General features: G+C 63.7%; 25 protein-coding genes. 11 read left to right on the plus strand and 14 right to left on the minus strand.

All coding sequences use genetic code 11. The features are described from left to right. Window positions 1-301: 301 nt before the first annotated feature. Window positions 302-1,270, minus strand: coding sequence for a rhizopine catabolism ABC transporter substrate-binding protein (locus tag NKI06_RS27815; protein ID WP_023687959.1), 969 nt, complete (start codon window positions 1,268-1,270; stop codon window positions 302-304). 63 nt (window positions 1,271-1,333) lie between these two features. After that, on the minus strand, window positions 1,334-2,245 hold the full coding sequence (locus NKI06_RS27820) for a polysaccharide deacetylase family protein (protein ID WP_352987728.1): 912 nt from the start codon (window positions 2,243-2,245) through the stop codon (window positions 1,334-1,336). Between the two features lie 359 nt (window positions 2,246-2,604). Here NKI06_RS27820 and NKI06_RS27825 point away from each other — a divergent pair, with 359 nt between their 5' ends. Further along, window positions 2,605-3,849, plus strand: a complete 1,245-nt coding sequence (locus NKI06_RS27825; RefSeq protein ID WP_023673061.1) for a DegT/DnrJ/EryC1/StrS family aminotransferase — start codon at window positions 2,605-2,607, stop codon at window positions 3,847-3,849. Between the two features lie 19 nt (window positions 3,850-3,868). On the opposite strand, the gene mocR is transcribed toward NKI06_RS27825, so the two are convergent. From mocR to NKI06_RS27845, 4 genes are all read right to left on the minus strand, one after another. Beyond that, window positions 3,869-5,335 (minus strand): rhizopine catabolism transcriptional regulator MocR, encoded by a 1,467-nt coding sequence (gene mocR / locus NKI06_RS27830; protein ID WP_023673062.1) that lies wholly within the window; start codon window positions 5,333-5,335, stop codon window positions 3,869-3,871. 1 nt (window position 5,336) lies between these two features. Then, window positions 5,337-5,543 (minus strand): LacI family DNA-binding transcriptional regulator, encoded by a 207-nt coding sequence (locus NKI06_RS27835; RefSeq protein ID WP_023682225.1) that lies wholly within the window; start codon window positions 5,541-5,543, stop codon window positions 5,337-5,339. Between the two features lie 215 nt (window positions 5,544-5,758). Beyond that, window positions 5,759-6,670 (minus strand): myo-inosose-2 dehydratase, encoded by a 912-nt coding sequence (gene iolE / locus NKI06_RS27840; protein ID WP_352987729.1) that lies wholly within the window; start codon window positions 6,668-6,670, stop codon window positions 5,759-5,761. Window positions 6,671-6,883: 213 nt separating this feature from the next. Beyond that, entirely contained in the window at window positions 6,884-7,171 is a 288-nt protein-coding gene (locus NKI06_RS27845; protein WP_023673065.1) for a DUF3175 domain-containing protein, read from the minus strand. 231 nt (window positions 7,172-7,402) lie between these two features. Between NKI06_RS27845 and NKI06_RS27850 the strand changes: the two genes are divergently transcribed. From NKI06_RS27850 to NKI06_RS27880, 7 genes are all read left to right on the plus strand, one after another. Then, window positions 7,403-8,575, plus strand: a complete 1,173-nt coding sequence (locus tag NKI06_RS27850) for an MFS transporter (RefSeq protein WP_050588883.1) — start codon at window positions 7,403-7,405, stop codon at window positions 8,573-8,575. A 159-nt stretch (window positions 8,576-8,734) separates the two neighbouring features. Beyond that, window positions 8,735-9,763: an HTH-type transcriptional regulator GntR gene (gene gntR, locus NKI06_RS27855; RefSeq protein ID WP_352653018.1), complete on the plus strand. Its 1,029-nt coding sequence runs from the start codon at window positions 8,735-8,737 to the stop codon at window positions 9,761-9,763. Between the two features lie 325 nt (window positions 9,764-10,088). Continuing rightward, a complete protein-coding gene (locus NKI06_RS27860; protein ID WP_023682221.1) occupies window positions 10,089-11,213 on the plus strand; it encodes a sugar ABC transporter substrate-binding protein in 1,125 nt (374 codons plus the stop codon). 93 nt (window positions 11,214-11,306) lie between these two features. Then, window positions 11,307-12,872 carry a sugar ABC transporter ATP-binding protein gene (locus NKI06_RS27865; protein WP_352653017.1) on the plus strand — a complete coding sequence of 522 codons (1,566 nt, stop codon included), beginning with the start codon at window positions 11,307-11,309 and terminating at the stop codon, window positions 12,870-12,872. Then, complete coding sequence (locus NKI06_RS27870; RefSeq protein ID WP_352513505.1) at window positions 12,869-13,849, plus strand: ABC transporter permease; 981 nt, start codon at window positions 12,869-12,871, stop codon at window positions 13,847-13,849. The genes NKI06_RS27865 and NKI06_RS27870 overlap by 4 nt, the downstream gene beginning before the upstream one ends. Then, window positions 13,846-14,832 (plus strand): ABC transporter permease, encoded by a 987-nt coding sequence (locus NKI06_RS27875; protein WP_352987730.1) that lies wholly within the window; start codon window positions 13,846-13,848, stop codon window positions 14,830-14,832. Before NKI06_RS27870 ends, NKI06_RS27875 begins: the two co-directional genes overlap by 4 nt. A gap of 2 nt (window positions 14,833-14,834) precedes the next feature. Continuing rightward, the gene (locus tag NKI06_RS27880) at window positions 14,835-15,389 is read left to right on the plus strand and encodes a gluconokinase (protein WP_352653016.1); all 555 of its coding nucleotides are present in this window, start codon (window positions 14,835-14,837) and stop codon (window positions 15,387-15,389) included. Here the strand turns inward: NKI06_RS27880 and NKI06_RS27885 are convergent. Next, the gene (locus NKI06_RS27885; RefSeq protein ID WP_352518725.1) at window positions 15,384-16,529 is read right to left on the minus strand and encodes a hypothetical protein; all 1,146 of its coding nucleotides are present in this window, start codon (window positions 16,527-16,529) and stop codon (window positions 15,384-15,386) included. The two genes, NKI06_RS27880 and NKI06_RS27885, sit on opposite strands and share 6 nt — an antisense overlap. Window positions 16,530-16,615: 86 nt before the next feature. On the opposite strand from NKI06_RS27885, the gene NKI06_RS27890 reads away from it, so the two are divergent. Next, window positions 16,616-18,184, plus strand: coding sequence for an acyl--CoA ligase (locus tag NKI06_RS27890; RefSeq protein WP_352653014.1), 1,569 nt, complete (start codon window positions 16,616-16,618; stop codon window positions 18,182-18,184). Window positions 18,185-18,247: 63 nt separating this feature from the next. Here NKI06_RS27890 and NKI06_RS27895 read toward each other — a convergent pair whose 3' ends face one another. Together NKI06_RS27895 and NKI06_RS27900 are read right to left on the minus strand one after the other, a co-directional pair. Then, window positions 18,248-18,697, minus strand: coding sequence for an RrF2 family transcriptional regulator (locus NKI06_RS27895; RefSeq protein ID WP_023673075.1), 450 nt, complete (start codon window positions 18,695-18,697; stop codon window positions 18,248-18,250). 258 nt (window positions 18,698-18,955) lie between these two features. Beyond that, complete coding sequence (locus NKI06_RS27900) at window positions 18,956-19,939, minus strand: sulfate ABC transporter substrate-binding protein (RefSeq protein WP_023673076.1); 984 nt, start codon at window positions 19,937-19,939, stop codon at window positions 18,956-18,958. Between the two features lie 240 nt (window positions 19,940-20,179). Here NKI06_RS27900 and NKI06_RS27905 point away from each other — a divergent pair, with 240 nt between their 5' ends. Together NKI06_RS27905 and NKI06_RS27910 are read left to right on the plus strand one after the other, a co-directional pair. Further along, window positions 20,180-20,452, plus strand: a complete 273-nt coding sequence (locus NKI06_RS27905) for an antitoxin (RefSeq protein WP_352987731.1) — start codon at window positions 20,180-20,182, stop codon at window positions 20,450-20,452. Further along, the gene (locus NKI06_RS27910; RefSeq protein WP_023673078.1) at window positions 20,452-20,850 is read left to right on the plus strand and encodes a type II toxin-antitoxin system VapC family toxin; all 399 of its coding nucleotides are present in this window, start codon (window positions 20,452-20,454) and stop codon (window positions 20,848-20,850) included. Before NKI06_RS27905 ends, NKI06_RS27910 begins: the two co-directional genes overlap by 1 nt. 14 nt (window positions 20,851-20,864) lie before the next feature. Here NKI06_RS27910 and NKI06_RS27915 read toward each other — a convergent pair whose 3' ends face one another. The 5 genes from NKI06_RS27915 to NKI06_RS27935 all read right to left on the minus strand — a co-directional run bounded on the left by NKI06_RS27915 (window position 20,865) and on the right by NKI06_RS27935 (window position 25,672). After that, on the minus strand, window positions 20,865-21,905 hold the full coding sequence (locus NKI06_RS27915; RefSeq protein WP_023673079.1) for a sulfate/molybdate ABC transporter ATP-binding protein: 1,041 nt from the start codon (window positions 21,903-21,905) through the stop codon (window positions 20,865-20,867). Window positions 21,906-21,978: 73 nt separating this feature from the next. Then, window positions 21,979-22,863: a sulfate ABC transporter permease subunit CysW gene (gene cysW / locus NKI06_RS27920; protein WP_023682211.1), complete on the minus strand. Its 885-nt coding sequence runs from the start codon at window positions 22,861-22,863 to the stop codon at window positions 21,979-21,981. After that, window positions 22,856-23,707: a sulfate ABC transporter permease subunit CysT gene (gene cysT / locus NKI06_RS27925; RefSeq protein WP_352987732.1), complete on the minus strand. Its 852-nt coding sequence runs from the start codon at window positions 23,705-23,707 to the stop codon at window positions 22,856-22,858. The genes cysW and cysT overlap by 8 nt, the downstream gene beginning before the upstream one ends. 23 nt (window positions 23,708-23,730) lie before the next feature. Continuing rightward, the gene (locus tag NKI06_RS27930) at window positions 23,731-24,759 is read right to left on the minus strand and encodes a sulfate ABC transporter substrate-binding protein (protein ID WP_023673082.1); all 1,029 of its coding nucleotides are present in this window, start codon (window positions 24,757-24,759) and stop codon (window positions 23,731-23,733) included. 229 nt (window positions 24,760-24,988) lie between these two features. After that, window positions 24,989-25,672 carry a M15 family metallopeptidase gene (locus tag NKI06_RS27935; RefSeq protein ID WP_352987733.1) on the minus strand — a complete coding sequence of 228 codons (684 nt, stop codon included), beginning with the start codon at window positions 25,670-25,672 and terminating at the stop codon, window positions 24,989-24,991. Window positions 25,673-25,818: the final 146 nt, after the last annotated feature.

A 25,818-nucleotide genomic window follows, 5' to 3' on the forward strand; every position in this document is an offset into this window, starting at 1 on the left:
GGTCTTTTGTTTACAACCCCCCGTGTTGATTTGGGGGCGGCGGCGGCGGGGGGGGGCACGGGGTGGGGGCGGGCGCTGCCTTTGTGTCTGCGGGGGGTGGTGGGCCGGCCGCTGGTCTGCCCGGGCCGCCCGTTTCGACATCATGCCGAAACGGTCCTTGCCCAGTACCCCGGGGGCCGGCGCTTCTGGAGGTATCGCCTTGTCTTCCACAACAGCCATTAGGCTCCCCAATCGCTCACTTCGCAATCTCGACCAGAGACGGGGAGCGCATGGCGGCTCCCCGATCCGTTTTGGTCTTGCCTTAGCGGATGCCGTCCTTGGCGAGCGCCAGGATCGCCTTGGCCTTGTCGGGCGAGTCGATGAACAGCGGGCCGGTGTAGGCGTTGTTCTGCGGCCAGAAGCCATGTGTGGCATGCTCGACCAGATAGATCACCGGCAGGTATCCCATCAGATATTGCTGGGCGTCCATGCCGAAGCCCATTTCGCCGGCGACGACGGAATCCAGGACTTCGGGGCTGATGTCGAAGGTGTAGAGCTTGATCTTGCCGAACAATTCCTTCTGCCGGAAGAACGGGATCAGCGGATTGGCGGCGGTGGCGCCGAGCGCGAAGACGGCCTGGGTGTCGGGATGCGCCGACAGATAGGCCTCGGTGCGGCGCTGGATGTCGGCCGGATCGGGCGACACGGTAAGCACCTCGGTGCCGCCGCCTGACGGCTTGAGCCCGTCATTCAACCCCTGGCAGCGCTGGTCGAGGCTGACATTGCCGACCTCGTGGTTGATGCAGACGACCTTGAGCGTGCCTTCCTTGGCCAGCCGCTCGCCGGCCTTCTTGCCGGAATCATATTCGGAGACTGTGCCGACATAGAGAGAGGTGCCGAGTTCGGCGCCTTCCTTCTCGCCGGAATCCAGCACGACCATCGGAATGTTGGCGGCAAGTCCGGCCTTGACCGATTTACCAAGCGCATTGGCGTCGGCAATGGAGACGGCGATGCCGTCTGGATTGGTGGCGATGGCCGCGTCGAGCAGGCGGGCCTGTTCGACCACGTCGAACACTTGCGGCGCATAATATTCGACCTTGGCGCCCGTGAGCGCCGCCGCATCGTCGACGCCGCGCTTGACCACCGACCAGTAGGGATCGGAGGCCGAGCCATGCACCACGAAGGTGATGCGGACATCCTTCGGGTCCTTCAGGCCCGCGGCCTGCACGACGCCCGCCAGCATACTCATCGAGACAAGCGCGCCGAGCGCCAGTTTCAGAACAGTCTTCATGTCATTCTCCCATTGTCGTTGCAGTTCCAAATCCCTCTTTGCGCTGTTGGCCGACGGATCGGCTTACGGCGCTGACCGGGTGGCCGCTTTGCGGGCCTTTGCCGGTGTCGATGCCCCGAGCCGTGCACGCAGTTCCTCGCGCAACGGCTTCATGCCGATGATGTCGATGTCCTGCGCGCCGAGCCAGTCGCGAAAAGCCTGGTCGCGGAAGAGTTCATATTCCTCGGTGCGGATATAGGCGGAGCGCGGCTCGATCAGTTCGAGCTCGCCCGGCGCGTTGAAGTGCAGGCAAAAGAAGGTCAGGCCTTCACGGACCCCTTCGACCAATGCCTTGTAGGCTGGCTCTATCGGCTTGGAGCGTGGACGGCCCCAGGTCGTCTGAATGGCGGCGTCGAAGATGACAAAGCCTTTGGCGCGGGCTCCAGTGACGCCGCGCTGGAACGCCGCTTCGGTGACGCCGACCAGATTGTCGTTGGGCGAATAGGCCGACAGCGTTTTGGTCAACAGCACCGGCAGCCGATATTCCAGGCCGAGCTTGATGTAGACGTCGCAAAACTCCGGCGACAGCGCTGCCCCCATATGGGCGTCAAGATGAGTGACGTCGATGCCGGCGCGGTAGGCGGTGTCGATCTGCGCGCGAAGCTCGGATTCCACCGCTTGCGGTGCTGCCTTGCGGCGGGTGGTCGCTACATCGGGCCAGAAATAGCCGAACTCGTCCGTCAGGCCGGCCGCGCGCGACGGCGACGTCAGCGGCCGCCATTTGTAGTGCTGCTTTTCGCTGTTCAGCGTCAGGTGGACGCCGAGATCGAGCCGGGGATCGGCGGCTGCCGCTTCGGCCATCTCAGGGAACCATGGGCACGGCACCATCACGGCGCCGGAGCTGCAGGCGCCGTGTGCGGTCAGTTCGAGGAAGGCGCTGTTGGCGCCATGGCACATGCCGACATCGTCTTCATGCAGGACGAGCTGTCGCGTCATGGACGGCCACCGTCTTGCCGGCCACCATCTTGCCGGCCACCATCTTGCCGGCACGCCGGTTTCGAGGGTCTTCCAAAGTGTGTCCCGTGCTGCATGGAACCGACCGTTTGCCCAACTGGACGCGATGGAACGCCCAATGCCGGCTTTCCGACAGGGCCACTTCGACGAATTCGGATGGGTACGATTTTTCCGCGGGCCTGCATTCTGGAATGTCGATTTCATTCGATATGCCCACATTCGGCGTCAAACCCGGCCATCAAGCAACCGGGATGGCTTGGTCAGATCGCAGCGGAGTGGTTCTTTCAAACAGCGGCCGCAGGCGTACTGCTTTCATACCATCAGCGATGTGGAGACTTGCCATGTACACTGCCGGCGAAGAAGAGATCGAAGCCATTGCCAGGGTGATCCGCTCGGGTGCGCTGTTTCGCTATGGCGAGAACAGCGAGTGCAACCGCTTCGAGGCCCGCTATGCCAGGCATCTCGGCGTCGAGCATTTTGCGCTGGCCGCCAGCGGCACCTATGGGCTCGCCGCCGGCCTGATCGGCCTCGGCATCGGCCCGGGCGATGAGGTGCTGGTGCCGGCGCACACCTATATGGCGACCGCAACGGCAGTGCTGTCGGTCGGCGCCATTCCGGTCATTGTCGACATCGACGAGAGCCTGACCATTGACCCGGCCGCTCTGCGCGACGCCATCGGCCCGCGCACCAAGGCGGTCATCCCGGTGCATATGTGGGGTGCGGCCTGCAACATGAACGCGATCATGGATATCGCTAAAAAACGCGGTCTGCTCGTGCTGGAAGATGTCTGCCAGGGCATTGGCGGCGGCTATGAGGGCAAGAAGCTCGGCTCCATCGGCCATGCCGGCGCCTACTCCTTCAACTACTTCAAGAACATCACGTCGGGCGAGGGCGGCGGCATCGCCACCAGCGATCCGAAAGTGGCCGAGCGCGCGCGCTGCGCCATCGACCCCTGCCACTTCTACTGGCAGGGCCGCAGCGACAGCATCAAGCCGTTCGCCGGCATCGGGGCGCGCGCCTCGGAACTGATGGGTGCAATGCTCAATGTCCAGCTCGACCGTCTGGACGGCATCATCGAGGCGATGCGGGCGGAGAAGAAGAAGGTGCTGGCCGGCACGCGCCATCTCGGCAATCTCGGCCTGACGCCGTCGCCGATGAACAGCCCCGACGACGATTGCGCGGCACAGGTAATGTATCTGCTGCCCAGCGAACAGGCGGCGCAGACTTTTTCGAAGACCATTCCGAGCGTCATTGCCGGCAAGACCGGCCGCCACAATTTCACCCAGTGGGACCAGGTGCTGATGCATGAGGGCGCGCATCATCCGGCGCTCAATCCGTACACGCTGCCGGAAAACAAGGGCCTGCGGCTGACCTATGCCGACGACCTCGGCAAGGGTTCTCTCGACATCCTCAACCGCACGGTGATGATCGCGATGAATCCGGCGCATGGCGACGCCGACATCGACGACATGATCCATAACATCGATGCGGCGGCCCGTGTGGCGCTGGAGAATGCCTCGCTGGACGATGTCGAGGTGCGCAAGGCAGCACCGGTGGACCTGCAGAAATTCGACAGCGTGAATTGAAGAGCCGCGTTGGACCGGCTTATTGCCGGTCCAGTCGCATAAAGGCGGCGCGCAGCGCCAGCACTGCGCGCAGGATCTGGCGTTCGTCCATCGCGGCATAGCCGAGCAGCAGGCCGTGTTCCGGCTCGCTCGAATGGTAGTTGATCGAGATGCCCTGCACGTCGAGGCCCTCCTTGACGGCAGCGGCGACGACGTCGCTGTCCTTGTAGGGTCGGATAAAACTGGCCAGCAGCTGCATGCCGGAATCGTTCTCGGTCACAGTCAGCCATTCGGCCAGATGCTCCTGGCACAGTTTTACGAAATTGGCCTGCCGGCGCGCATAGAGCCGGCGCATACGCTTCAGATGCGTGGCGAAATAGCCTTGCGTGATGAAGTCGTTGACCGTCGCCTGCAGGATCAGCGGCGCGAACTGGCCGGTGATCGAGACGGCGCGGTCGAAGGGGACCGACAGTTCGCGCGGCACGATGAGATAGCCGATGCGGAGCGCCGGGATCAGCGTCTTGCCGAAGGAGCCGATATAGACGACCCGGTCGGCGTGATCGAGGCCGCGCAGCGCCGGTACCGGCCGGCCACGGTACCGGTACTCGCCGTCATAATCATCCTCGACGATCCAGGCGCCGTGGCGCTCGGCGATGTCGAGCAGCTGCAGCCGTTCCTCGATGCGCATGATGGTGCCGAACGGCCACTGGCAGGATGGCGTCACATAGATCAGGCGCGGCGGCGGCAGCTCTGGGTCTGCGAGATGCCATCCAAGGCGATCGACCTTCAAGGGCGCAAGCTGCGCGCCGCTGGCGAGAAAGGCGCTCTTGGCGCCGAGATAGCCGGGCTCCTCCATCCAGACATGGTCGCCTTCGTCCATCAGCACGCGCGAAGCGAGGTCGAGTGCTGCCTGCGCGCCGGTGACGATGATGACCTGGTCGGCGGTGCAATTGATGCCGCGCGACAGGCTTATGGTCGAGGCGATGGCCTGGCGCAGGCCGGGATGGCCGGCAAAGGAGATATAGCCGAGCAAATTCTCATCGCGGCTGCGCGCATTGCGCACCAGAAGGCTCGACCAGATGGTGAAGGGAAAGGATGCCGATTCCGGCACGCCCGGATGGAAGTTGATGACGCCGGCATTGCGTGGCGGCTGCGGGCCGTTGACGATGGTCTGACCGCGCCGCGAGAGTTTTTGCGGGGCGGCGAGGCCGGCGCGCAGCGCGGCCGGCGGGCGTTTCTGCTGGATCGGCGCCACCCAGGTGCCGGACCCGGCGCGCGCCTCTATAAACCCTTCGGCGAGCAGCTGGTCGTAGGCGGCGATCACCGTGTTGCGGCCGACCTTGAGATCCTCGGCCAGCGAGCGTGTCGAAGGAAGCAGCGTGTTCTGCTGGATCTGGCCGTCGAGGATGAAGCGCCGCAAGGCGCCGTAGATCTGCCGGTGCATCGGTTCGTCCGAGCCGCGGTCGACCGACATGATGTCGAGGGAAAGGCGCATATGGTCGGCCAAGCTAGTCTCCGACCAACCTGGCGGCGCGGGCGATCTTCTCTTCGTTAAGCAGGCAGACAGTCTCCAGCACCAGCCGTCTGGTTTCGGGATGAACCTCGCGGCTGTTCTTCAGCGCGCGGTGAACGGTTGCCGCGCCGAGTTCCGCCTTCTCGGCGATCTCACGGATGGTGCAAAGCCGTTCCATGCCGAGTGCCGCCTCGAATGCCATGTCGCTCCTCCATCTGCATCAAGGCATGCCTCGTCGCCAGCCTCAAGCTGGAAACGCCGGGCCGGCAACTCGGGGGGCAAAAATTTCGATGCCAAGAACTGTGCGATCCGCGCCGCCAAGGGAGGGCGGCGGCGCGGATCGCCGGGCGCTTTCGCGTCGCTACCCCTACCGAGGCGCGCGCCCAACCGGCCCAACCACCAGCCCCCCGGCGGTGGTTAGGCCATGTCTCGTATTGCTACGTCGAACCCGGCCGCGCAGGCCGTTTTGAGCAGCGAAGCGTAACCTTTCGTGGCATAGGTCAAGGGGTGTGCCTTGGCCGGATCCTGCTCGGCCTCAACGACGATCCAGCCTTCGAAGCCGCGCTCGGCCAGCGGCTTCAACAGCGACAGGAAATCGACGGAACCGTCGCCGGGTACAGTGAAAACCCCTTCCATCACCGCTGCCATGAAACTCATGTCCTGCCGCCGTGCCTTTTCCAGCACGGCCGCGCGGACGTCCTTGCAATGAAAATGCACGATGCGGTCGAGATGCCGGTTCAGGAGCGAGGCCGGGTCGCCGCCTGAGAACAGACAATGGCCGGTATCGAACAGCAGGCCGACGCTCTTGCCGGTTGCGGCCATCAGCCTGTCGACCTCGTCATCGCTCTCGACGATGGTGCCCATATGATGATGGAAAGCCATGCCGACGCCGAAGGCAGCCATGCGGTCGGCGAGTTCGGTCAGCTTCTCGCCATAGGCGGTCCATTCGCCGTCAGCGAGGCGTGGCCGCTGCGAGATCGGTGCGAAAATGCCGTCATGACGGCCGCGCGATGTGTCGGCATAGACCACGACCTTGGCCCCGAGGTCGCGCAGCAGGGTCAGATGCGGGGTGATGGCGGCGAATTCCTCGTCGACCGTGCGGTCCAGGATGCGGCCGTCATACCAGCCGGAGACGAGCTCCAGTCCGTAAGAAGACAGGATCGGTCCGAGCTCGTCGATTCGCCTGGGGAATTTGCCGCCGAGTTCGGTGCCGCGATAGCCGGCCTGCCTGGTTTCCGACAGGCATGTCGCGAGCGGCGTATCGCCGCCGAGTGCGGGAACATCGTCATTGCTCCAGGTGATGGGATTGATGCCGATCTTGACCGTCATGCCGCTACTTCAAAGGCTCGGGGAACCACAAAGCCGAGGCCGGCAAACTGAGGGGAAAGAGGACCTGTCACTAGGTCCAGTTGAGGTAAATTTGGCAGAACCAATCGGGAGCGCTAAAGCGCGTCCCGTTTGAACGGACTAAGTCGACGCGCTTAGGTCTTTATTTATGCATGTCGTTGTCTCAAAACCGGCGCCACTTTTGAGCGACATGCATTAATCCTGCTGCGGCCTTCCGAAGGCCGCGCGCAGTTCGTCCTTGGCGTCCTCGAGCACTTTCCGGCGCGCCTGCGGCAGGTTCTTGCCGGCGCGGTTGATGTAGAAATTCAGCATCGACATGGCCGACTGAAACGGCTCGGCCTTGCGGCGGTCGCTGTGCTCGGCCGAGCGCTTGAGCGAGGCCGCGATCTTCCTGGCGTCGTCGGCTTCGAAGATGTGGTCCTCAAGGTCCATCGCATCGCTGTGCTCGGTCACCTCGGCCGACCATTTCTTTTTCGCGGTCATGACAAACTCCTTCCTGTCGCAAAAACTCGGGCAGGCCGCCGCCGGTTCCCGAGAAAGTCGCCGGGCCGCTGGAGCCACGGATCATGGCCCTGTGGCGCTGCCCGTCGCGGTGAAAGCGCCGATAGTGGCGACACAACGGTCGACTTCCCAGGACCGTAGACAGGAAACGCCTTGACCCCGATCGTCGCCAATCAGGCGGATAGCCCCGGCATCGACAGCAGCTACGCCTGGATGCGGCTTGCCATCTCCATGCTGCTGGCGACGATCGGTGCGGTCGGCATGTGGGCCGTCGTCGTCGTGCTGCCGGCCGTGCAGGCCGAGTTCGGCGTTGACCGCGCCGCGGCATCGATGCCCTACACCGCAACCATGGTCGGCTTCGCCGCCGGCAATGTGCTCGTTGGCCGCGCGGTCGATCGCATGGGGTATTGGATCCCGGCACTGCTATCCTCGGTGGCTCTCGCCGCCGGCCTGCTGCTCGCCGCGCTGTCGACCTCTATCCTGCAATTCACCCTTGCCCAGGGCGTGCTGATTGGTGTCGGCACATCGGTGATCTTCGGGCCGCTGATCGCCGACATCTCGCACTGGTTCAACCGTCGGCGCGGCGTCGCCGTCACAGCTGCGGCGGCTGGCAACTATCTCGCCGGAGCGCTCTGGCCAACCATCATGCCGACACTGATCAAGGCGGAAGGCTGGCGCTTCACCTATGCCGGCATCGGTGTCTTCTGCCTGGTCACCATGGTGCCGCTGGTGCTGTTGCTGCGGCGCGCTGCTCCGGCGGCGGCTGCCGCCGGTTCACCCGGAAGCCGGACAGTGCAGTCGATTTCGCTGTCTCCGGCGGCGTTACAGGTGCTGCTGATCGTTGCCGGTCTCGGCTGCTGCGTGGCGATGTCGATGCCGCAGGTGCACATCGTGGCCTATTGCATGGATCTTGGCTACGGCATTGCGCATGGCGCCGACATGCTGTCGATCATGATGGCGGCGGGCGTCGTCAGCCGGCTCGCCTCCGGCTTTGTCGCCGACCGCATCGGCGGCGTGAAAACCCTGCTTATCGGTTCCGTGCTGCAATGCCTGTCGCTTTTGTTTTACATCCCGTTCGACGGGCTTGCCTCGCTCTATGTCGTGTCGCTGGTGTTCGGCCTGTCGCAAGGCGGCATCGTGCCTTGCTATGCCATCATCGTGCGCGAATACCTGCCCGCCAGGGAGGCCGGCCAGCGTATCGGCATCGTCATGATGGCGACCATCTTCGGCATGGCGATCGGTGGCTGGATGTCGGGCTGGATCTACGACCTGACCGGCTCCTACGCCGCCGCGTTCCTCAACGGGATCGCGTGGAACTTGCTGAACATAGTGGCCATCGGGCTGCTGCTGTGGAAAGCAAAACGCAGTGCTGCCCTGATGGCTTAGGAAGGCAGGATTGCCCTGTTGCTTGACAAGGGCGATTGGCTGCGCGACGCCAGCAGGCGAGTGGGTGCGGCAGCAGCCGGTTGGCATGGTGGCAGTGGAAAAGCTGAACATGGTTTCGCAAGGGCGCAGCGGCCGGGGCCTGGCACGTGGAGGATGTCCATGACCAAGCCGCGCTCGCGTCGTGGGGGCGGCCGCCCGACCCTATCAGATGTGGCGCGCAAGGCCGGCGTCGGCGCCATCACCGTGTCGCGGGCGCTGCGCGAACCGCAACGCGTCAGCCAGGATCTGCGGCGCCAGATCCAGGCCGCCGTCGACGAACTCGGTTATGTCCCGGATCCCAATGCACGGGCGCTGGCCTCGGCGCGCGCCGATGTGTTCGGCGTGCTGGTGCCGTCGCTGACCAACAACGTCTTCGCCGAAGTGGTGCGCGGCATCTATGACAGCCTGTCGGACGGCCCGTTCCGCGTCCAGCTCGGCAACACCCATTATTCCGGCCTCGAGGAGGAGCGCCTGCTGCAGGTGTTCGCACCGCAGCGCCCGGCGGCGCTGATCGTGGCCGGCATCGACCAGACGCCGACCTCGCGAAAGCTGCTGGAGAGCGCGGGCTGCCCGGTGGTGCAGGTGATGGAGACCGGGTCCGATCCGGTCGACATGCTGGTCGGCTTCTCGCATTTTGACGGCGGCCGCACCGCGACCGAGCATCTGATCGAGGCCGGCTACCGGCGGATCGGCTTCATCGGCGCACGCATGGACCCGCGCTCGCAGCGGCGGCTTGCCGGCTATCGCGCGGCAATGGAGAAGGCCGGCCTGTTCGACCCCCGGCTGGTCACCACCACGCCGCTACTGTCCAGCGTGACGCTCGGCCGCGAGCTGCTTCGCGATGCGCTGGCCAAGATGCCGGCGCTCGACGGCGTCTTCTGCAACAATGACGACATCGCGCTCGGCGTTTTGTTCGAATGCCATAGCGCCGCGCTCAACGTGCCGAAAACAATCGGCATTGTCGGCTTCAACGACCTCGAAATGATGCAGGCGGCGTTCCCGCCGCTCACCAGTATCCGCACCCCTCGCTATGAAATCGGCCGTCGGTCTGTCGCCATGGCGCTGGCGGCGATCGCAGGACGAAGGCCTGAGCAGCGGGTCGTCGATCTCGGTTTCGAACTCAAGCCCCGCGAGAGCACCGCACGCTGAACACGCTTTGGCTGCCTCAGCAAATGGTGCTTTACACAACGTCATGGTAGCGCTACCATTTTCGTCGGGCAGACGTTTTGATGAAAGGCCGCCCCTGTTTATTATACATAAGCAACAGCTCATGCTTGTTTATTATGTATAATATGCTAGTTTCGTTTCTCGCCTGTGAAGCGGCGAGGGGGAGGGGATCGGGCCGGCTTCGGGCCCTTGAGACGTGGCGCCGGCCAGGCTGGAGGGCCTTCGGCAGGCGTGGAAACCACACCACGACAAACAGCATCAAATAAACAAGCAGCAGCAAACAAAACTACAACTGGGAGGAATATCGATGATCAAGTCACTTGTTGGTGGCATCGTTGCCGCCACTGCATTCGTCATGCTGAGTTCGTCGGCCATGGCCGACCCAGAAGTCGTCAAGGGACCGTCGGCTGAGCCGGATTGCTTTGCGCCCTGGGCGGCTGATACGCAGTTCTTCAAGTTCCCCAAGAAAGACGGCCCGTACCGCATCGCGCTCGCCAATGGCTATATCGCCAACACCTGGCGCATCCAGATGGTGCAGACCGCCAAGGCCTATGCGGCCCAGCCGGAGGTCGCCGCGAAACTGAAGGAATTCAAGGTCGTCTCGACCGGCGAGGACGTGCCGGCTCAGATTTCGGCGATCAACAACTTCATCGATTCCGGCTATGACGCGATCGTCGTCAACGCCCAGAACCCGACCGCTTTCGGGCCGGTCATCAAGCGCGCCAAGGAAGCTGGCGTCATCCTCGTCGCCTTCGACAATATTCTCGATACCAAGGACGCCATCAACGTCAATGTCGACCAGAAGGGCCTTGGCGAATTGTGGGGCAAATGGCTGGTCGGCCATGTGCCGAATGGCGGCAAGGTGCTCGAAGTGCGCGGCGTTGCCGGGACTTCCGTCGACACCGACCGTCACAACGGCATCCATGAAGCGCTCGATGCCTCCGGCAAGAAATGGGACGTCACCGAGGTGGTCGGCAAATGGGACGACGGCGTGGCACAGAAGGCCACGGCCGACGCCATTGCCACCAACGGTCCGTTCGACGGTATCACCGGGCAAGGCGGCGACACCGGAATCGTGCAGGCGATGATCGATGCCAAGCATGCTTTCGTGCCGTTCGGCGGCGAGACCGAGAACGGTTTCCGCAAGTTCTGCGCGGCACATGCCGGTGACGGGCTGAAATGCTCATCGGCTGGCACCGGTCCGGCGCAGGTCGCGGTCGCCATCAAGACGGCGATTGCCGCGCTCGAAGGCAACGTCGTGCCGCAGGCGGTGAAACTGCCACTGGCGATCGTCGAGGATCCGAACTTCAAGGCCGGTCAGGATTTCTTCCCCGACCAGTCCGACAATTTCTTCGTCGGCAATTCCTTCCCGACCTGCGGCATCAATTTCACCGCGCAGGAAATCATGGGCCAGACCAAAGCTGACCAATAGGGCTGACCAATAGGCGGCATATCCGGCGCCGCGGGATCTCCGCGGCGCCGGCCACTCGATATCCCTTGAAGTCAAACTGCCTCGGGAGGGCCGATGGACGGTGCGGTTCCGCTCTTCCGGATGGAAGGCATATCCAAGCGCTATGGTGGTGTGCGGGCGCTGGAAAAGGCCGAGCTTTCGGTCGCGTCCGGTAGCATCCACGCCATTCTCGGCGAAAACGGCGCCGGCAAATCGACGCTGATCAAGGTCATGGCGGGCGTCGTCGCGCCCGACGAAGGCCGCATGATGCTGAACGGCAGCGAGGTGACGTTCGCTTCGCCTGCTGCTGCAAACAAGTCCGGCATCGTCTGCATCTTCCAGGAGCTGTCGCTGGTTCCCGAACTCAGCGTTGCCGACAACATCGTCATCTCCGATCCGCCGAAGCGTTTCGGCATGATCGACCGCAAGGCGCAGCGCCGCATTGCCGAGGATGCGCTGGCACGCGCAGGTGCGGCCGATATCCATCCATTGGCGCTGGTCAAGGATCTTCCGCTTTCAAGAAGACAGATGGTCGAGATTGCCAAGGCATTGGCCAGGAAGCCGCGCATCCTGATCCTCGACGAGGCGACCTCGGCCCTGACCGCGACGGACGTCGCCAGGATATTCAGCGTGCTCAAGCGATTGCGCTCGGAAGGGCTGGCGCTGCTTTACATTTCGCACCGCATGAACGAGATCGCCGAGCTTGCCGACCACTGCACGGTGTTTCGCAACGGCCGCAATGTCGCCAGCTACAAGGCAGGCACAAAGAGCGACAACGAAGTCGTCGAACTGATGATCGGGCGCGAATACAGCCATATTTTCCCGCCGAAACCCGCGCGCGCCGCAGCCGCCGCCGTTCCCGTGCTGGAGGCGCGCAAGCTGTCCTGGACGGACCGGCTGGACAATGTCTCGCTGACGGTCGGGGCAGGCGAGGTCGTCGGCCTTGGCGGCCTGGACGGCCAGGGCCAGCGCGAATTGCTGCTTGCCTTTTTCGGTGTGCTGCGCGGCCTCGGCGGCCAGATCCTTATCGACGGCAAGCCTGTTTCGATCGCCAGCCCCCAAGCGGCGCGCGACGACCGCATCGGCATGGCGCTGATCCCGGAGGACCGCAAGACCGAAGGCCTGATGCTGCCGATGACGGTGCGCGAGAACCTGTCCTTTGCCGCCCTAGACCGGCTGTCCAAGGCCGGCATCATCGACCGCGCCGCCGAACAGCGGCTGATCGACGACATGGTCGGGCTGCTGGCGATCAAGACGGCCGGCCTCGACATTCCGGTCGGTGCGCTGTCGGGGGGCAACCAGCAGAAGGTGGTCATCGCCAAATGGCTGATGCGACAGCCGCGTATCATCCTGCTCAACGATCCGACGCGCGGCATCGATGTCGGCACCAAGCAGGAACTCTATCAACTGATGCGCAAGCTGGCGGATGCGGGGGCGGCGATCCTGTTCTATTCGACCGACTATGACGAACTGATCGGCTGCTGCGACCGCGTGCTGGTGCTCTATGACGGCGCGGTCAAGCGCGAGCTGGTCGGGGCCGAGATCACCGAGCGGGCGCTCATTGCAAGCGCGCTCAACATCCAGGGCGATGACGGCGGCGCGAGAGACGATGCCGGCGCAAGACAGGGAGCGGACGCGTGAAAGAGTGGCGCTACTGGCTGGCCGAGCAGCGCGGAACACTGATGGCACTCGGCATATTCATTGTCATGTTCGTCATCTACACCTCGAACCATCCGGCGGGCTTCACCGCCAATGTCGTGCAGACGGCGTCCAACAAGGGCGTGCTGCTCGCCTTCGTCGCCATGGCGCAGACACTGGTCGTGATCACCGCCGGCATCGACCTCTCCGTCGGCATGATCTTCACGCTGACCAATTGCCTCGCCTCCTGGCTGGTCATCGGCACCGGCCTCGAGACCGCTTTCGGCGTCATCGCCGTGCTCGGCACCGGGCTCCTTTGCGGAGCGATCAACGGCGCCATCGTCATCTACGGCCGCCTGCAGCCGATCGTCGCCACGATCGCCACGGGTGCGGTCTATTTCGGCATCGCGCTGCTGCTGAGGCCGTTTCCCGGCGGTTCGGTCAACGAAGGTCTCGCCGACGCGCTGACCGGGCGCCTGTTCGGCGTGGTGCCGGCCAGTCTTATCGCGCTGCTCGCCGTGGTGCTAATCGTCTGGGTGCCGTTCAGCCGCTCGGTGCTCGGGCGCGCGGCCTATGCGGCCGGCTCCTCGGAGACGGCGGCCTACATGTCCGGTGTGCCGATAAGGCGCGGCAAGTTCGCTGCCTACGCGCTCGCAGGCCTGTTGGCCGCGATCGGCGGACTGTTCCTGACCTTCTTCACCTATACCGGCGATGCAGCCTATGCCAGCGGCAACGCCTATACGCTGTTTTCGATTGCCGCCGTGGTGCTGGGCGGCGTCTCGCTGTTCGGCGGGAAAGGCAGCGCCATCGGCGCCATCTTCGGCGCGCTGGCCTTCCGCACCATCGGTGACCTGTTGTTCGTGTTCGATTTCGACCCGCTATGGCAGCCGCTGTTCCAGGGCGTGATCCTGCTGGTCGCGGTCAGCCTTGGCGCGTTTGCGCTGTTTCGGGTCCGCAACCGGCTGGAGTGGTTCCTGTGAGCGAAACGACATTGGGCGGTATCGCCGGCCGCGTGCAGAAATTCATCCGCCGCGCCGATCCGGCGGTGCTGACGGCCTTCGCCTGCATCGTGCTGTTGCTGTTCCTAGGCAGCCTCTATTCCAGGAGCTTTCTGTCGCCTGAATATCTCTTGCAGCAGCTCAAGGTGGCCTCGTTCCTCGGCGTCATCGCCACAGGCATGATGCTGGTCATCCTGCTAGGCCAAATCGACCTGTCGGTGCCGTGGGCGGTGGCGGCGGGCGCGATGATGGCGTGTGCGGCTGCCGCCTATGGCCCGATCGGTGTGGCGCTGGCCATCCCGTTCGGCATCTTTTGCGGGGTGCTGATCGGCATCGTCAACGGCTTTGGCGTCGCCTATCTGCGCATACCCTCGATGATCATCACGCTCGCCACCAACGCTGTCGCTCAAGGGCTCATGGTCGTTTATACCGGCGGCTACTCGCCACAGGATTCGGCCACCGGCGCCATGCGCTATCTTGCGACAGGTTTTACCATTCCTGGCGTGCCTAACGCCGTTATCATCTGGGCGCTGATTGGCGCTGCGATGGTGTTCGTGCTGTCCCGCACCAGCTTCGGCCGCACCGTCTACGGCATCGGCAACCGCGAGCGTGCCGCCTATCTCTCCGGCATCGATACAAGGCGCGTGGTGATGATCGCCTTCGCTATCTCAGGCGGGCTGTCCGCCTTTGGCGGAGTGCTTCTCGCCGGCTATGCCTCCAAGGCGGCGCAATCGATGGGCGATGCCTATCTCCTGCCGTCGATCGCCGCCGTGGTTCTGGGCGGCACCTCGATCCTGGGTGGCCGCGGCTCCTATCTCGGCACCGTCGCCGGTGTCATCCTGATCACGCTCCTGCAGTCCATCCTTTCGGTCATGCAGATGCCGGAGGCGGGGCGGCAGATCGTCTATGGCCTGGTCATCGTTGCCATGCTCCTGCTCTACGGCCGCGCGCCGGCAAGCCGCTGACCGTGGACGAAAAGACCGCAAAGGCGCCAATGGGCGCTACCGGCTCAGTGCCTCGGGCCATTGTGGTGATGGGCGTCGCCGGCTGCGGAAAATCGGCTGTCGGCAAAGCAATGGCAGCAGAGGAGGGGACCGTCTTTGTCGAAGGCGACAGGCTGCACCCACCCGAAAACGTCGCCCGCATGGCGAGCGGCGAGCCGCTCACAGATCAACTGCGTGAGGGCTGGCTCGATGCCATCGGCGAGCGGATCGCCGACCTGACCGGCAGCGGCCAAAGCGTGGTTGCCGCCTGCTCGGCGCTGAAGCGCAGCTACCGCGATCGTCTGCGTGGCTTCCGCCGGGATATCGATTTCATCTATCTGAAGATCGATCCCGCAACCGCCAAGCAGCGTGTCGCCAACCGCAAGGGCCATTTCATGCCGGCAAGCCTGGTCGAAAGCCAGTTCGCCATCCTTGAGCCGCCTGGCGCCGACGAGCGGGCGCTGACGGCCGACGCCACACTTCCAGTGGCTGAGATCGTCACCGCCGTTGCCAGCCTGCTGGCCGGCGCAAAATCATGAACCACCCTCGTCGGGCAAGGCGGTTTCCGGCCGTTCGGTGAACCGGTCGGCGCCGGACCAGACCATCATTTGCTCGGGATAGAGTTTCAGCGCCTCCAGCAAGCGGTCGCGCTTGAGCAATATGTACTCGGCCTGCAGCGCCATGTTCTTGGCGCCGGCTCTGGCCGCGCGCTCGCCGGCCTCTGCCGGGGCCGGCACCAGTTCGGGACTTAGGACGGCGCGGTATTGGCGGAACGGATCGGTCTCGAAGGTCGACATGGAAAACAGCGCCGCCTTGCCTCTGGCAGCGAAATTCGTTGGCGCCGAGGCGAGGTGAGTCCAGCCGCTCTCGCCAAGGCCGACTTCGGTGAATGTCGAGCCGGCATGCACGGTGTTGGTCACCAATACGACGCCGTTGCTGCCAAGGATCTTCTGGATCCGGCCGGTGACCTGGTAGGCGTCGCTGCGGTCGAACACGATCCGGCTTTTCAGGAAACGGTTCTCGACCCGAACCATCGGCGGGTTCAGGAAGCGCAAGCCGAAGGTCGAATCGGATATGCCGTGAGCCCTGACGCTGAGCTGGTGTGTCTCGATACCGGCCTCATGGAGAGCGCGTTTGCCGATGATGGTCTGTGCCGTGAACTGATCGCACCAGATGATAGCGCCGTGGCCGCGCTTCAGCGCCGCTTGCAGGCCTTCCAGGCCCTCCAGCCGGATATCAGGTGACCAGCGGCGGCCGATGAGATGCGCGGCAAGCAGCAAACGCCGGCGGTGGTTGGCGCAGAGCAAGGCCCTGAACTGCCTTTGCGCATCGATGCCATTGCCGAGCACGGCGCGCGTCGCGGCGGCGTAGCGCACGAAATCCTTGCGGATATGGCGCTTGAGGCGCAGCCCCGATATGCGGCTGCAGATCGCGGCCCACCAATTGACCGGCAGCAATGCCGCGACCCCGAGATAGAAGGCGGCCAGCAGCAGCTCGCGGAAATCCCTGTTGTTGAAGGTGCGCAACTTGCCGGCGCGGACCTGCTTGCGGCTGAAGAAGCGGACATGCTCGGCGCGTTCGGGCACCAGGATGTCGGCGATGATTTCCGTATGATAAATGACGGCGGAAGATGGTGTCCGGTCGGCTTTCCGGGATTTTCCCAACCACGGCAGCCTCATCCGATCGGTGTCCACCTGTTCTTGCGTGCGTCCGGAAATCGCTTTACTGCGTCTGCCACGGGCGCGCAATCGGCGCCGGCAAGGCCATGGTGAACGCCATTCAGGGTTCGAACTTGAAACAGGCCCTATCGGTAGCACTTCCCCAACTGGCGCCCTGGCGGCCGGCTGCGGTGGCGCTGATGGCGCCGGACCGGCCGTCCCTGAGCTTTGCCGGCCTCGCCAATCTTGTCGACAAGCTCTGCGGCGATCTCGCCAGGCGTGGCGTTGCCCGCGGCACGGCCGTCGGCATCGTCTTGCCCAACGGCCCGGAAATGGCGGCCTGTTTCCTGGCGGTCTCGGCGTTGGCGACGGCGGCGCCGCTCAATCCGGCTTACGGCGAAGACGAATTCCGCTTCTATCTCGGCGATCTCGATGTGAAGCTGCTGCTGTGCGGACAAGGCATGGGCGATGCCGCGCGCAACGCCGCAAAGGGGCTCGGCATTGCCGTGCTCGACGTCGTCGTGACTGACGGCGCCAAGGCCGGCGAGTTTCTGCTGGCGGGCGACGCCGAGGTGGAGGCTGCCAGCGAGGCTCGCCTCGACGATATGCAGTTCAACGGACCCGACGATTTCGCGCTTGTCCTGCACACATCGGGAACCACGGCGCGACCGAAGATCGTCGGCTTGCGGCAGCGCAATCTGCAGGCATCGATGGCCAACATCGCCAGCACCCTGGCGCTGTCGGCAAACGATATGTGTCTCAACGTGATGCCGCTGTTCCACATTCACGGGCTGATGGCGGCGCTCAGCGCACAGCTGGCAGTCGGCGGCGCTGTTGTCTGCACGCCGGGCTTCAACCCGCTCAAATTCTACGGCTGGCTGGGCGATTTCCGGCCGAGCTGGTACAGCGCGGTGCCGACCATGCATCAGGCGATCCTGGCGCGCGCCGCCCGCAATGGCGAAACCATCGCGGCTGCGCGGCTGCGCTTCATCCGCTCGTCTTCGGCAGCGCTTCCCGACACCGTGTTCCGCGACCTCGAGCGCGTCTTCGGCTGTCCGGTGGTCGAGGCCTATGGCATGACCGAGGCGGCGCACCAGATGACATCCAACGGCCTGCCGCCGGCACGCCGCAAGCCAGGCTCGGTCGGCCTGCCTGCGGGTCCGCAGGTGACGATCCTGGACGACAAGGGGACGATCCTGCCGGCGGGTGAAAAGGGCGAGATCGCGGTGCGCGGCGCCAACATCCATGATGGCTATCTCGACAATCCGGTGGCCAATGAAGCTGCCTTCAGCGATGGCTGGTTCCGCACCGGCGACCAGGGCCTCATCGACGAGGATGGCGATCTGAAGATCACCGGGCGGCTGAAGGAGATCATCAATCGCGGCGGCGAAAAGATCTCGCCGCTCGAGGTCGACAATGTGCTGCTCGATCATCCGCTGGTGGCGCAGGCGGTGACCTTCGCCGTGCCGCACGCCATGCTCGGCGAAGAGGTGGGTGCGGCCATCGTGCTGGCCGAGGGCGCCATCGCCGATGCCGAGCAGATTCGTGATTTCGCGCGCAGCCGGATCATCGAGTTCAAGGTGCCGCGCCACATCCTGTTTCTCCAGGAGATACCCAAGGGTCCCACAGGCAAGATCCAGCGCGTCGGCCTGGCCGGCAAGCTCGGCCTGGTCTGAGGACTCTCATTTGAGCATGATCTTGTCCGAACCGGTTCCCACTTTTCGGGATCATGCTCGAATTTAGATCTGCGACGTCAGCTCGACCGGAAAATCATCATTGTCGGCGTCGCGCATGGCGGCGAGGCTGCGATTGTCCAGCACTTCGGCGATCGCCTGGCGCACTTCCAGCATCATGTGCCGGACCTGGCAGGTCGCCTCGTCGCAATCCTCGCAGCGCTGGTATTGCGTGCGGCTGGCGCAGGGTATGGGAGCGAGCGGGCCGTCCAGCACGCGCACGACGTGGCCGATCTTGATTTCGGAAGCCGGCCGGGCGAGGCGATAACCGCCTTCCTTGCCCTTGCGACTGAGGACGAAACCGGCATTGCGCAGCTCGCCCAGAATGGCATCCAGGAATTTCTTCGGGATGTTGTTGGCGATCGCGATGTCGTTGACGAATGCAAGCTGGCCGACCGGCAGGCCGGAAAGATGCACGAGGGCCTTGAGGCCGTATTTGCCTTTTTTGGTAAGCATGCCCGCTTCAGTTCATGAAAACCCCAACCACCCGCATCTGGCGGTTGTTTGTGTGCAAATCATGACGTTTCGCCTGAACAACCCGGTTTCGCGTAGAACAAGCCGCCCGATTGCACGTTGGGCACAAAGGCGTTGATTCTTTGTAACGTTTTCACCGATCGCGACAGATTCCCCCTGAAGCCGTTTGTCGGCGCGCGAAAACGAAAAAGGCGGCAAAGCGCCGGCTTTCTTGTGAGGTGAGGTCGAACGCTGCTGATATCAGCGGCTGCCATAGGTCTGGTCGAGCAGACCGCCGGCGGCGAAGTGCTCCTTCTGTACCTTGTCCCAGCCGCCGAAGACGTCTTCCACAGTCAGCAGGCGGACATCGGGGAAGTCGGCCTTGTATTTTGCCGCGACTTCAGCGTTGCGGGCGCGCAGGCCATTTTCAGCCGCGATGGTCTGGCCCTCGGGCGTGTAGAGGAAATCGAGATAGGTCTTGGCGAGGTCACGGCTGCCGTGCTCGTCGGCGACCTTGTCGACGATCGCCACCGGGAATTCGGCGAGCAGGCTGACCGTTGGCGTGACCTGTTCGAACTTGTCGTTGCCATACTCCTTGCGGATGCCGCGCGTTTCCGACTCGAAGGTGATCAGCACGTCGCCGATCTCGCGTTGCACGAAGGTGGTGGTGGCGGCGCGCCCGCCGGTGTCGAAGATCGGCACGTTGTTGAACAGCTTGGTGACGAACTCCTTCACCTTGGCGTCGTCGCCCTTGAAGGCTTCCTTGGCGTAGGCGGTTGCGGCCAGATAGGTGTAGCGCGCATTGCCCGAGGTCTTGGGGTTGGGGAAGATCACCTGCACGTCGTCGCGCACGAGGTCGTCCCAGTCCTTGATGTGCTTGGGGTTGCCCGCGCGGACGAGAAAGGATGGGAGCGAATAGAAGGGCGAGGCGTTGTCGGGGAAATCCTTCTGCCAGTCGGCGGAGACGAGGCCTTTCTTGACCAGAAAGTCGATGTCGGTGACCTGGTTGAAGGTGATGACATCGGCGCCGAGGCCTTCGGCAATGGCGCGCGCCTGCGCCGAGGTGCCGGCGTGCGACTGGTCGACGGTGACGCCCGGATGGCCGGCGACGAAAGCCTTGTTCACCTGGGCGAACAATTCGCGGCCGACATCATAGGAAGCGTTGAGCAATTTGTCGGCCGACCAAGCCTGCGAAGAGGCGAGGATCAGGCCGGCGGCGGCTACGCTGAGCAAAAAACGCTTCATGAAAACAGGCTCCGATGTGCAATGCGTCGCCAGAACATAGCCGGGCCGGAGGGTGTACTGCGAGGCACACGGGGCAGACGTATGGCGTTGCAGCGAAAAAGAAATCGCTGAAGCAGGTTATCGGCGAAATTTCATTCCAGCCGAAATGCCGATGCGTTGGGGTTTTCTGTGGTTTGCAATGCGAGGCCGAGTGGCATATACAAATGGCATATACAAGTGGAACAGACAGGGGAGGCTGCCATGCCGCAGCACCGTCACTCAATACCACCGCCCAGGGAGGCGAAGTTGTTTCGCAACAACCGCAGTCAGGCGGTTCGCATCCCTGTCGAATTCGAGCTGCCTGGCGAGAAGGTCCTGATCAGCCGCGATGGCGACCGGCTGCTCATCGAGCCGGTCCGTCAACCAGGCCTCACCGCCTTGCTCACCCAATGGGCGAAAGAGCCGCCGCTTGGTCCTGAAGACGACTTTCCCGAGATCCATGATGCGCCCGTGGGGCCTGAGGATATCTTTTGATGCGGTTCATGCTGGACACCAACATTCTCAGCGACATGATCCGAAACCCTGCCGGCAAGGCTGCCAGTGCGGCGGTTCGCGCGGGAGACGGTGCCCTGTGCACCAGCATCGTTGTCGCCTCGGAGCTGCGTTATGGCTGCGCCCGCAAGAGATCGGCCAAGCTGCTCGCCAAGGTGGAGGAATTGCTCGCCGAGGTTCCTGTGTTGCCGCTCGATGTGCCGATGGATAACGAATACGGAGCACTTCGTGCCGAGCTGGAGGCCAGAGGCCAGCCAATCGGCCACAATGATCTTTTCATTGCTGCCCATGCCTGTGTGTTGGGGACGACACTGGTGACGGCCAACACCGCTGAGTTCCGTCGGATCAAGGGCCTGACGGTCGAGAACTGGCTGGAGTAGCGCCGGATCGATGTCTATGCCGCCGGGAAAAGCTTCCAGCGCCTCGGCCTGAACGCCACCCGGCTCTTCTGCGCCGCAGGATGGTCCACAGGCAGTTCGATCTCGACGCGCTGGCGCTCGCCGCCGATTTCCAGTTCGACGCGTCTTGTGCCGGCGACGCGGCGGCTGGCGGCGACCGTGCCGGCGATGCAGCCGCTGCAGCCGTCGAGCAGTTCGATATCGTGCGGGCGGAAATACAGCGTCGCATCGCCCTCGGGTGCGTGCGGCGCCGACACGCCGATCGGACGGTCGGCGAGCCAGATCTCGCCATTCTCAACCTTGACCGGCAGCATGCTCGATTCGCCGATGAAGGAGTAGACGAAGGGCGAGTTCGGCGTGTCGTAGATCTCGTCGGCGGAGCCGACCTGCTCGATGCGGCCCTGGCTCATCACCACGACGCGGTCGGCAAGCTCGAGCGCCTCTTCCTGGTCGTGGGTGACGAAGACGGTGGTGTGGCCGGTACGGTCATGGATCTCGCGCAGCCAGCGGCGGAGTTCCCGGCGCACCTGCGCATCGAGCGCGCCGAACGGCTCGTCGAGCAACAGCACCTTGGGCTCGATGGCCATGGCCCGGGCGAGCGCCACGCGCTGGCGCTGGCCACCGGAAAGTTGCGCCGGATAGCGCTTTTCCAGGCCGGAAAGCTGAACGAGATCGAGCAGTTCGGAGGCGCGTCGGCGGATTTCGGCCGCCGGTGGTCGCGACGGTCCATGCCGCACCTTGAGGCCGAAGCCGATATTGTCGGCGACCGTCATGTGCCGGAAGAGCGCATAGTGCTGGAAGACGAAGCCGACATTGCGCTCCTGGATCGAGCGGTGCGAGGCGTCCTCGTCGCCGAAGAAGATCTTTCCGCGCGTCGGCCGCTCCAGGCCGGCGATAAGCCTCAGCAGCGTCGTCTTGCCGGAGCCGGATGGCCCAAGCAGCGCGATCAGCTCACCCGACTTGATGTCAAGCGATACGTCATGGAGGGCCGGAAACCGGTCAAACTCCTTGCGTACGTTGGCAACGCGAACTTCCATGTAGATCCCTCAGTAATTTGGTGCATGTCGTTGTCCCAAAACCGGTTCCCAGTCTTGGGCGACATGCATTTAGTCAGTGCCCGCGCGTCGCGGCGATCTCGGCGCCGTAGCGCATCTCGAGAAGTGTTTTCAAGACCAGCGTGACCAGCGCCAGGCCGGCAAGCAGCGAAGCGACGGCAAAAGCGCCGACGGCGTTGTACTCGTTGTAGAGGATTTCGACATGCAACGGCATGGTGTTGGTCAGCCCGCGTATGTGGCCCGACACGACCGAGACCGCGCCGAATTCGCCCATCGAGCGGGCGTTGCACAGAAGCACGCCGTAGAGCAATCCCCATTTGACGTTGGGCAGCGTCACGTACCAGAAGGTCTGCCAGCCATTGGCGCCCAGAGAGAGCGCGGCTTCCTCGTCGCCGTTGCCCTGTTCCTGCATCAGCGGGATCAGTTCGCGGGCAACGAAGGGGAAGGTGACGAAGATGGTCGCGAGCACGATGCCGGGCACGGCGAACAAGATCTGGATGCCGTGCGCCTTCAGCCATTCACCGAACAGTCCCTGAGCGCCAAACAAAAGCACATAGACCAGGCCGGAAATGACCGGCGAGACCGAGAAGGGCAGGTCGATCAGCGTGGTTAGAAAAGCCTTGCCCTTGAACTCGAACTTGGCGATCGCCCAGGCAGCCGAAATGCCGAAGACGACGTTGAGCGGCACGGCGATCACCGCCACCAGCAGCGTCAGCCGGATCGCCGAGCGCGTATCGGGATTGGACAGCGATTCCGCGTAGGCGCCAATGCCTTTCGCCAGCGCCTCGTGGAAGACGATGATCAGCGGCAGCAGCAGGAAGACGGCGAGGAAGGCGAAGGCCACCGCCATCAGCAGCAGCCGCACCGGCCGGCTTTCGGTCACCGCCGCCGACCGGCTCTCGTGATGCGGTTCGTAGGATTTGATCTCTGGGTCAGCCATAGCGCTTGCGGCTCCAGGACTGAGCGAGGTTGATGACCAGCAGCATCACGAACGACAGCAAAAGCATGATCGCCGCGATCGCGGTCGCCGCCGGATAATTATATTCCTCAAGCCGGATGACGATCAGAAGCGGTGCGATCTCCGACTTGTAGGGCAGGTTGCCCGCGATGAAGATGACCGAGCCGTATTCGCCGACCCCGCGCGCGAAGGCGAGCGAAAAGCCGGTGATGATGGCCGGCGCCAGGCCCGGAAACAGGATGCGGGTGATGATCTGGAAGCGGTTGGCGCCGAGCGTCGCGGCGGCCTCCTCCACTTCCTTGTCGATCTCCTCCATGATCGGCTGCACGGTGCGCACGACGAACGGCAGGCCGATGAAGACAAGCGCCACGACAATGCCGAGCGGCGTGTAGGCGACCTTGATGCCGAGCGGCGCCAGGAGATGGCCGATCCAGCCATTGGGCGCATAAAGAGTGGTCAGCGCAATGCCCGCGACCGCGGTCGGCAGCGCGAAGGGCAGGTCGACCATGGCGTCGACGACGCGGCGGCCGGGGAAGCGGTAGCGCACCAGCACCCAGGCGACGAGCGTGCCGAAGATGACGTTGACGGCGGCTGCGATGAAGGCTGTGCCGAAGCTGATTTCGAGTGCGTTGATGGTCCGGCGGTCGGTGGCGATCGCCCAGAAATCGGTCCAGCCGAGGGCTGCCGAGCGCCAGATCAGGCCCGACAGGGGGATGAGGATGATGAGCGTGAGGTAGGCAAGCGAGAAGCCGAGCGTCAATCCGAAACCCGGAATGACACTCGGCTGTCTGAATCGCCACCCCGCCTTGGCGGGTGCTATGGTCATGTCGTCCTGATCTAGATTTTAGCTCACTGGGCCGGCTTGTAGATCTGGTCGAATATACCACCGTCGCCGAAATGATAAGGCTGTGCCTTCTTCCAGCCGCCAAAAAGCGGATCGTCGATGGAGATCAGCTTGATTTCGGGCGTCTTCGGAATGTCAGCCGCATCCACCAGCTCGGGCTTGGCCGGACGATAGTGGTTCTTGGCGATGATCGTCTGGGCTTCCTTGGAATAGAGCCAGCCGAGATAGGCTTCGGCGACCTTGCGGGTGCCCTTGGCATCGACATTGGCGTCGACGATCGCCACCGGCGGCTCGGCCAGGATCGAGGTCGGGGGATAGACGATCTCGAAATTGTCGGCTCCGAATTCATTGAGCGCCAGATAGGCGTCGTTTTCCCAGCCGATCAGCACGTCGCCGATGCCCTTTTGCGCGAAGGTGACCGTCGAGCCGCGCGCACCGGTGTCGAGCACCGGAGCATTGGCGTAGAGCTTGCCGACGAATTCCTTGTTCTTGGCTTCGTCGCCGCCATCATTGGCGTTGGCATAGGCCCAGGCGGCAAGGTAGTTCCAGCGCGCACCGCCGGAGGTCTTGGGGTTCGGCGTGATCACCTGGACGCCGTCCTTGACCAGATCGCTCCAGTCGTGGATGCCCTTCGGGTTGCCCTTGCGGACCAGGAAGATGATGGTCGAGGTGTACGGCGCCGAATTGTTCTCGAACTTCTTGCGCCAGTCCGGGTTGATCTTCTTCGACTTGGTGACGATGGCGTTGATGTCGCCTTCGAGCGCCAGCGTCACCACATCGGCATCGAGGCCGTCGATCACGGCGCGGGCCTGGGCGCCGGAGCCGCCATGCGATTGCTGGATGGTGACCGTCTCGCCGGTCTCGGCCTTCCAGTGTGCGACGAAGGCTTCGTCATAGGCCTTGTAGAGTTCGCGTGTCGGGTCGTAGGACACGTTCAGAATGGTCGTATCGGCAAACGCGAAACCGAGCGTGCCGAACTGGATCGATGTGGCGACCAGTGCGCCGAGCAGTTTCTTGAAATGAGGTTTGGTCATTCCCGCCTCCGTTGATGACGGCTGAACTCTATCGAATTGATAGAAATTAGATGCATTCAACGTTGCCTTTTTTGTCTATTCGAAGGAAATTTTCGCCGATATTGGGTTTCGGAAGGAAATATTTTCCTCATATTGGTCTAACCCAAATCCGGCCGGTTGACGCTATCTAGGAGTTGACACCGCAGAAGCAAGGCCGAGCGAGGGAAGGCTCGGTGTAGCACCGGGCGGTTCAGCCCGCAGTGATAGGAAAATCGAAGCGCAGCTTTGGAAACGGCTCATTGGCAAGCGTGTAGTGCCACCACTCTCGCGCATAATTCTTGAAGCCGCCGGCGCGCATGGCGTCGAGCAGCCTTTTGCGGTTTGCCGCCGCTTCTGCCGCCAATGGGCGATGTGCGGTTTCGCTTGCCGGGTCGAAACAGTCGAAGCTGGTGCCGAAATCGAGCGTGCCGGCGCCGGCCGCGCCGCAAGCGGCGGATGACTTGTTCTTGCCGTCGCTGCGGGCGATGGCGATATCGACGGTCGAGCCGCGCGAATGGGTGGACAATTCGCCGATATAGCTCTTGGCGATGAGGTCGCCGCGCTGCACCTGAGGGTACCATTGCGGATCGGGCGGGCCGCCCTCTCTGGTCCATTTGCCCATGTCGGCAACGGCGCGGGCCGGGCGGTAGCAGTCGAAGACGACCAGCGTCAGGCCGTCGGCGGCGAGCGCTTTCTGCACTCCGGACAGCGCTTGCGCAGCTTGCTTCGTGAGGATGCAGACTGGGGCGTCGTAGCCATCGGCCTTGCGATGCAGGAAATTTTCCAGGCGGGCATAGCGGATGTCCTGGCGGATCGAGGGATCGACATCGGCCAGGCGGACAAAGCCGGCGGGCAGGGGATCGGCGGAGGCGGGGGAGCAAGTCGAAACGAACATGGATACGGCTAAGGCCAATCCTCGATGCAAGCGCTTCGGCACACCCCCCTGGGGGGGGGGGGGGGCGCGGGGGGCGGGGGGCGGGGGGGGGGGGCGGGGGGGGGGGCGGGGGGGGGGGGGGCCCCCCGCCGGCAGGGGGGGGGGGG

This window comes from Mesorhizobium sp. M0772 (genome assembly GCF_040320135.1).
Lineage (GTDB): Bacteria > Pseudomonadota > Alphaproteobacteria > Rhizobiales > Rhizobiaceae > Mesorhizobium.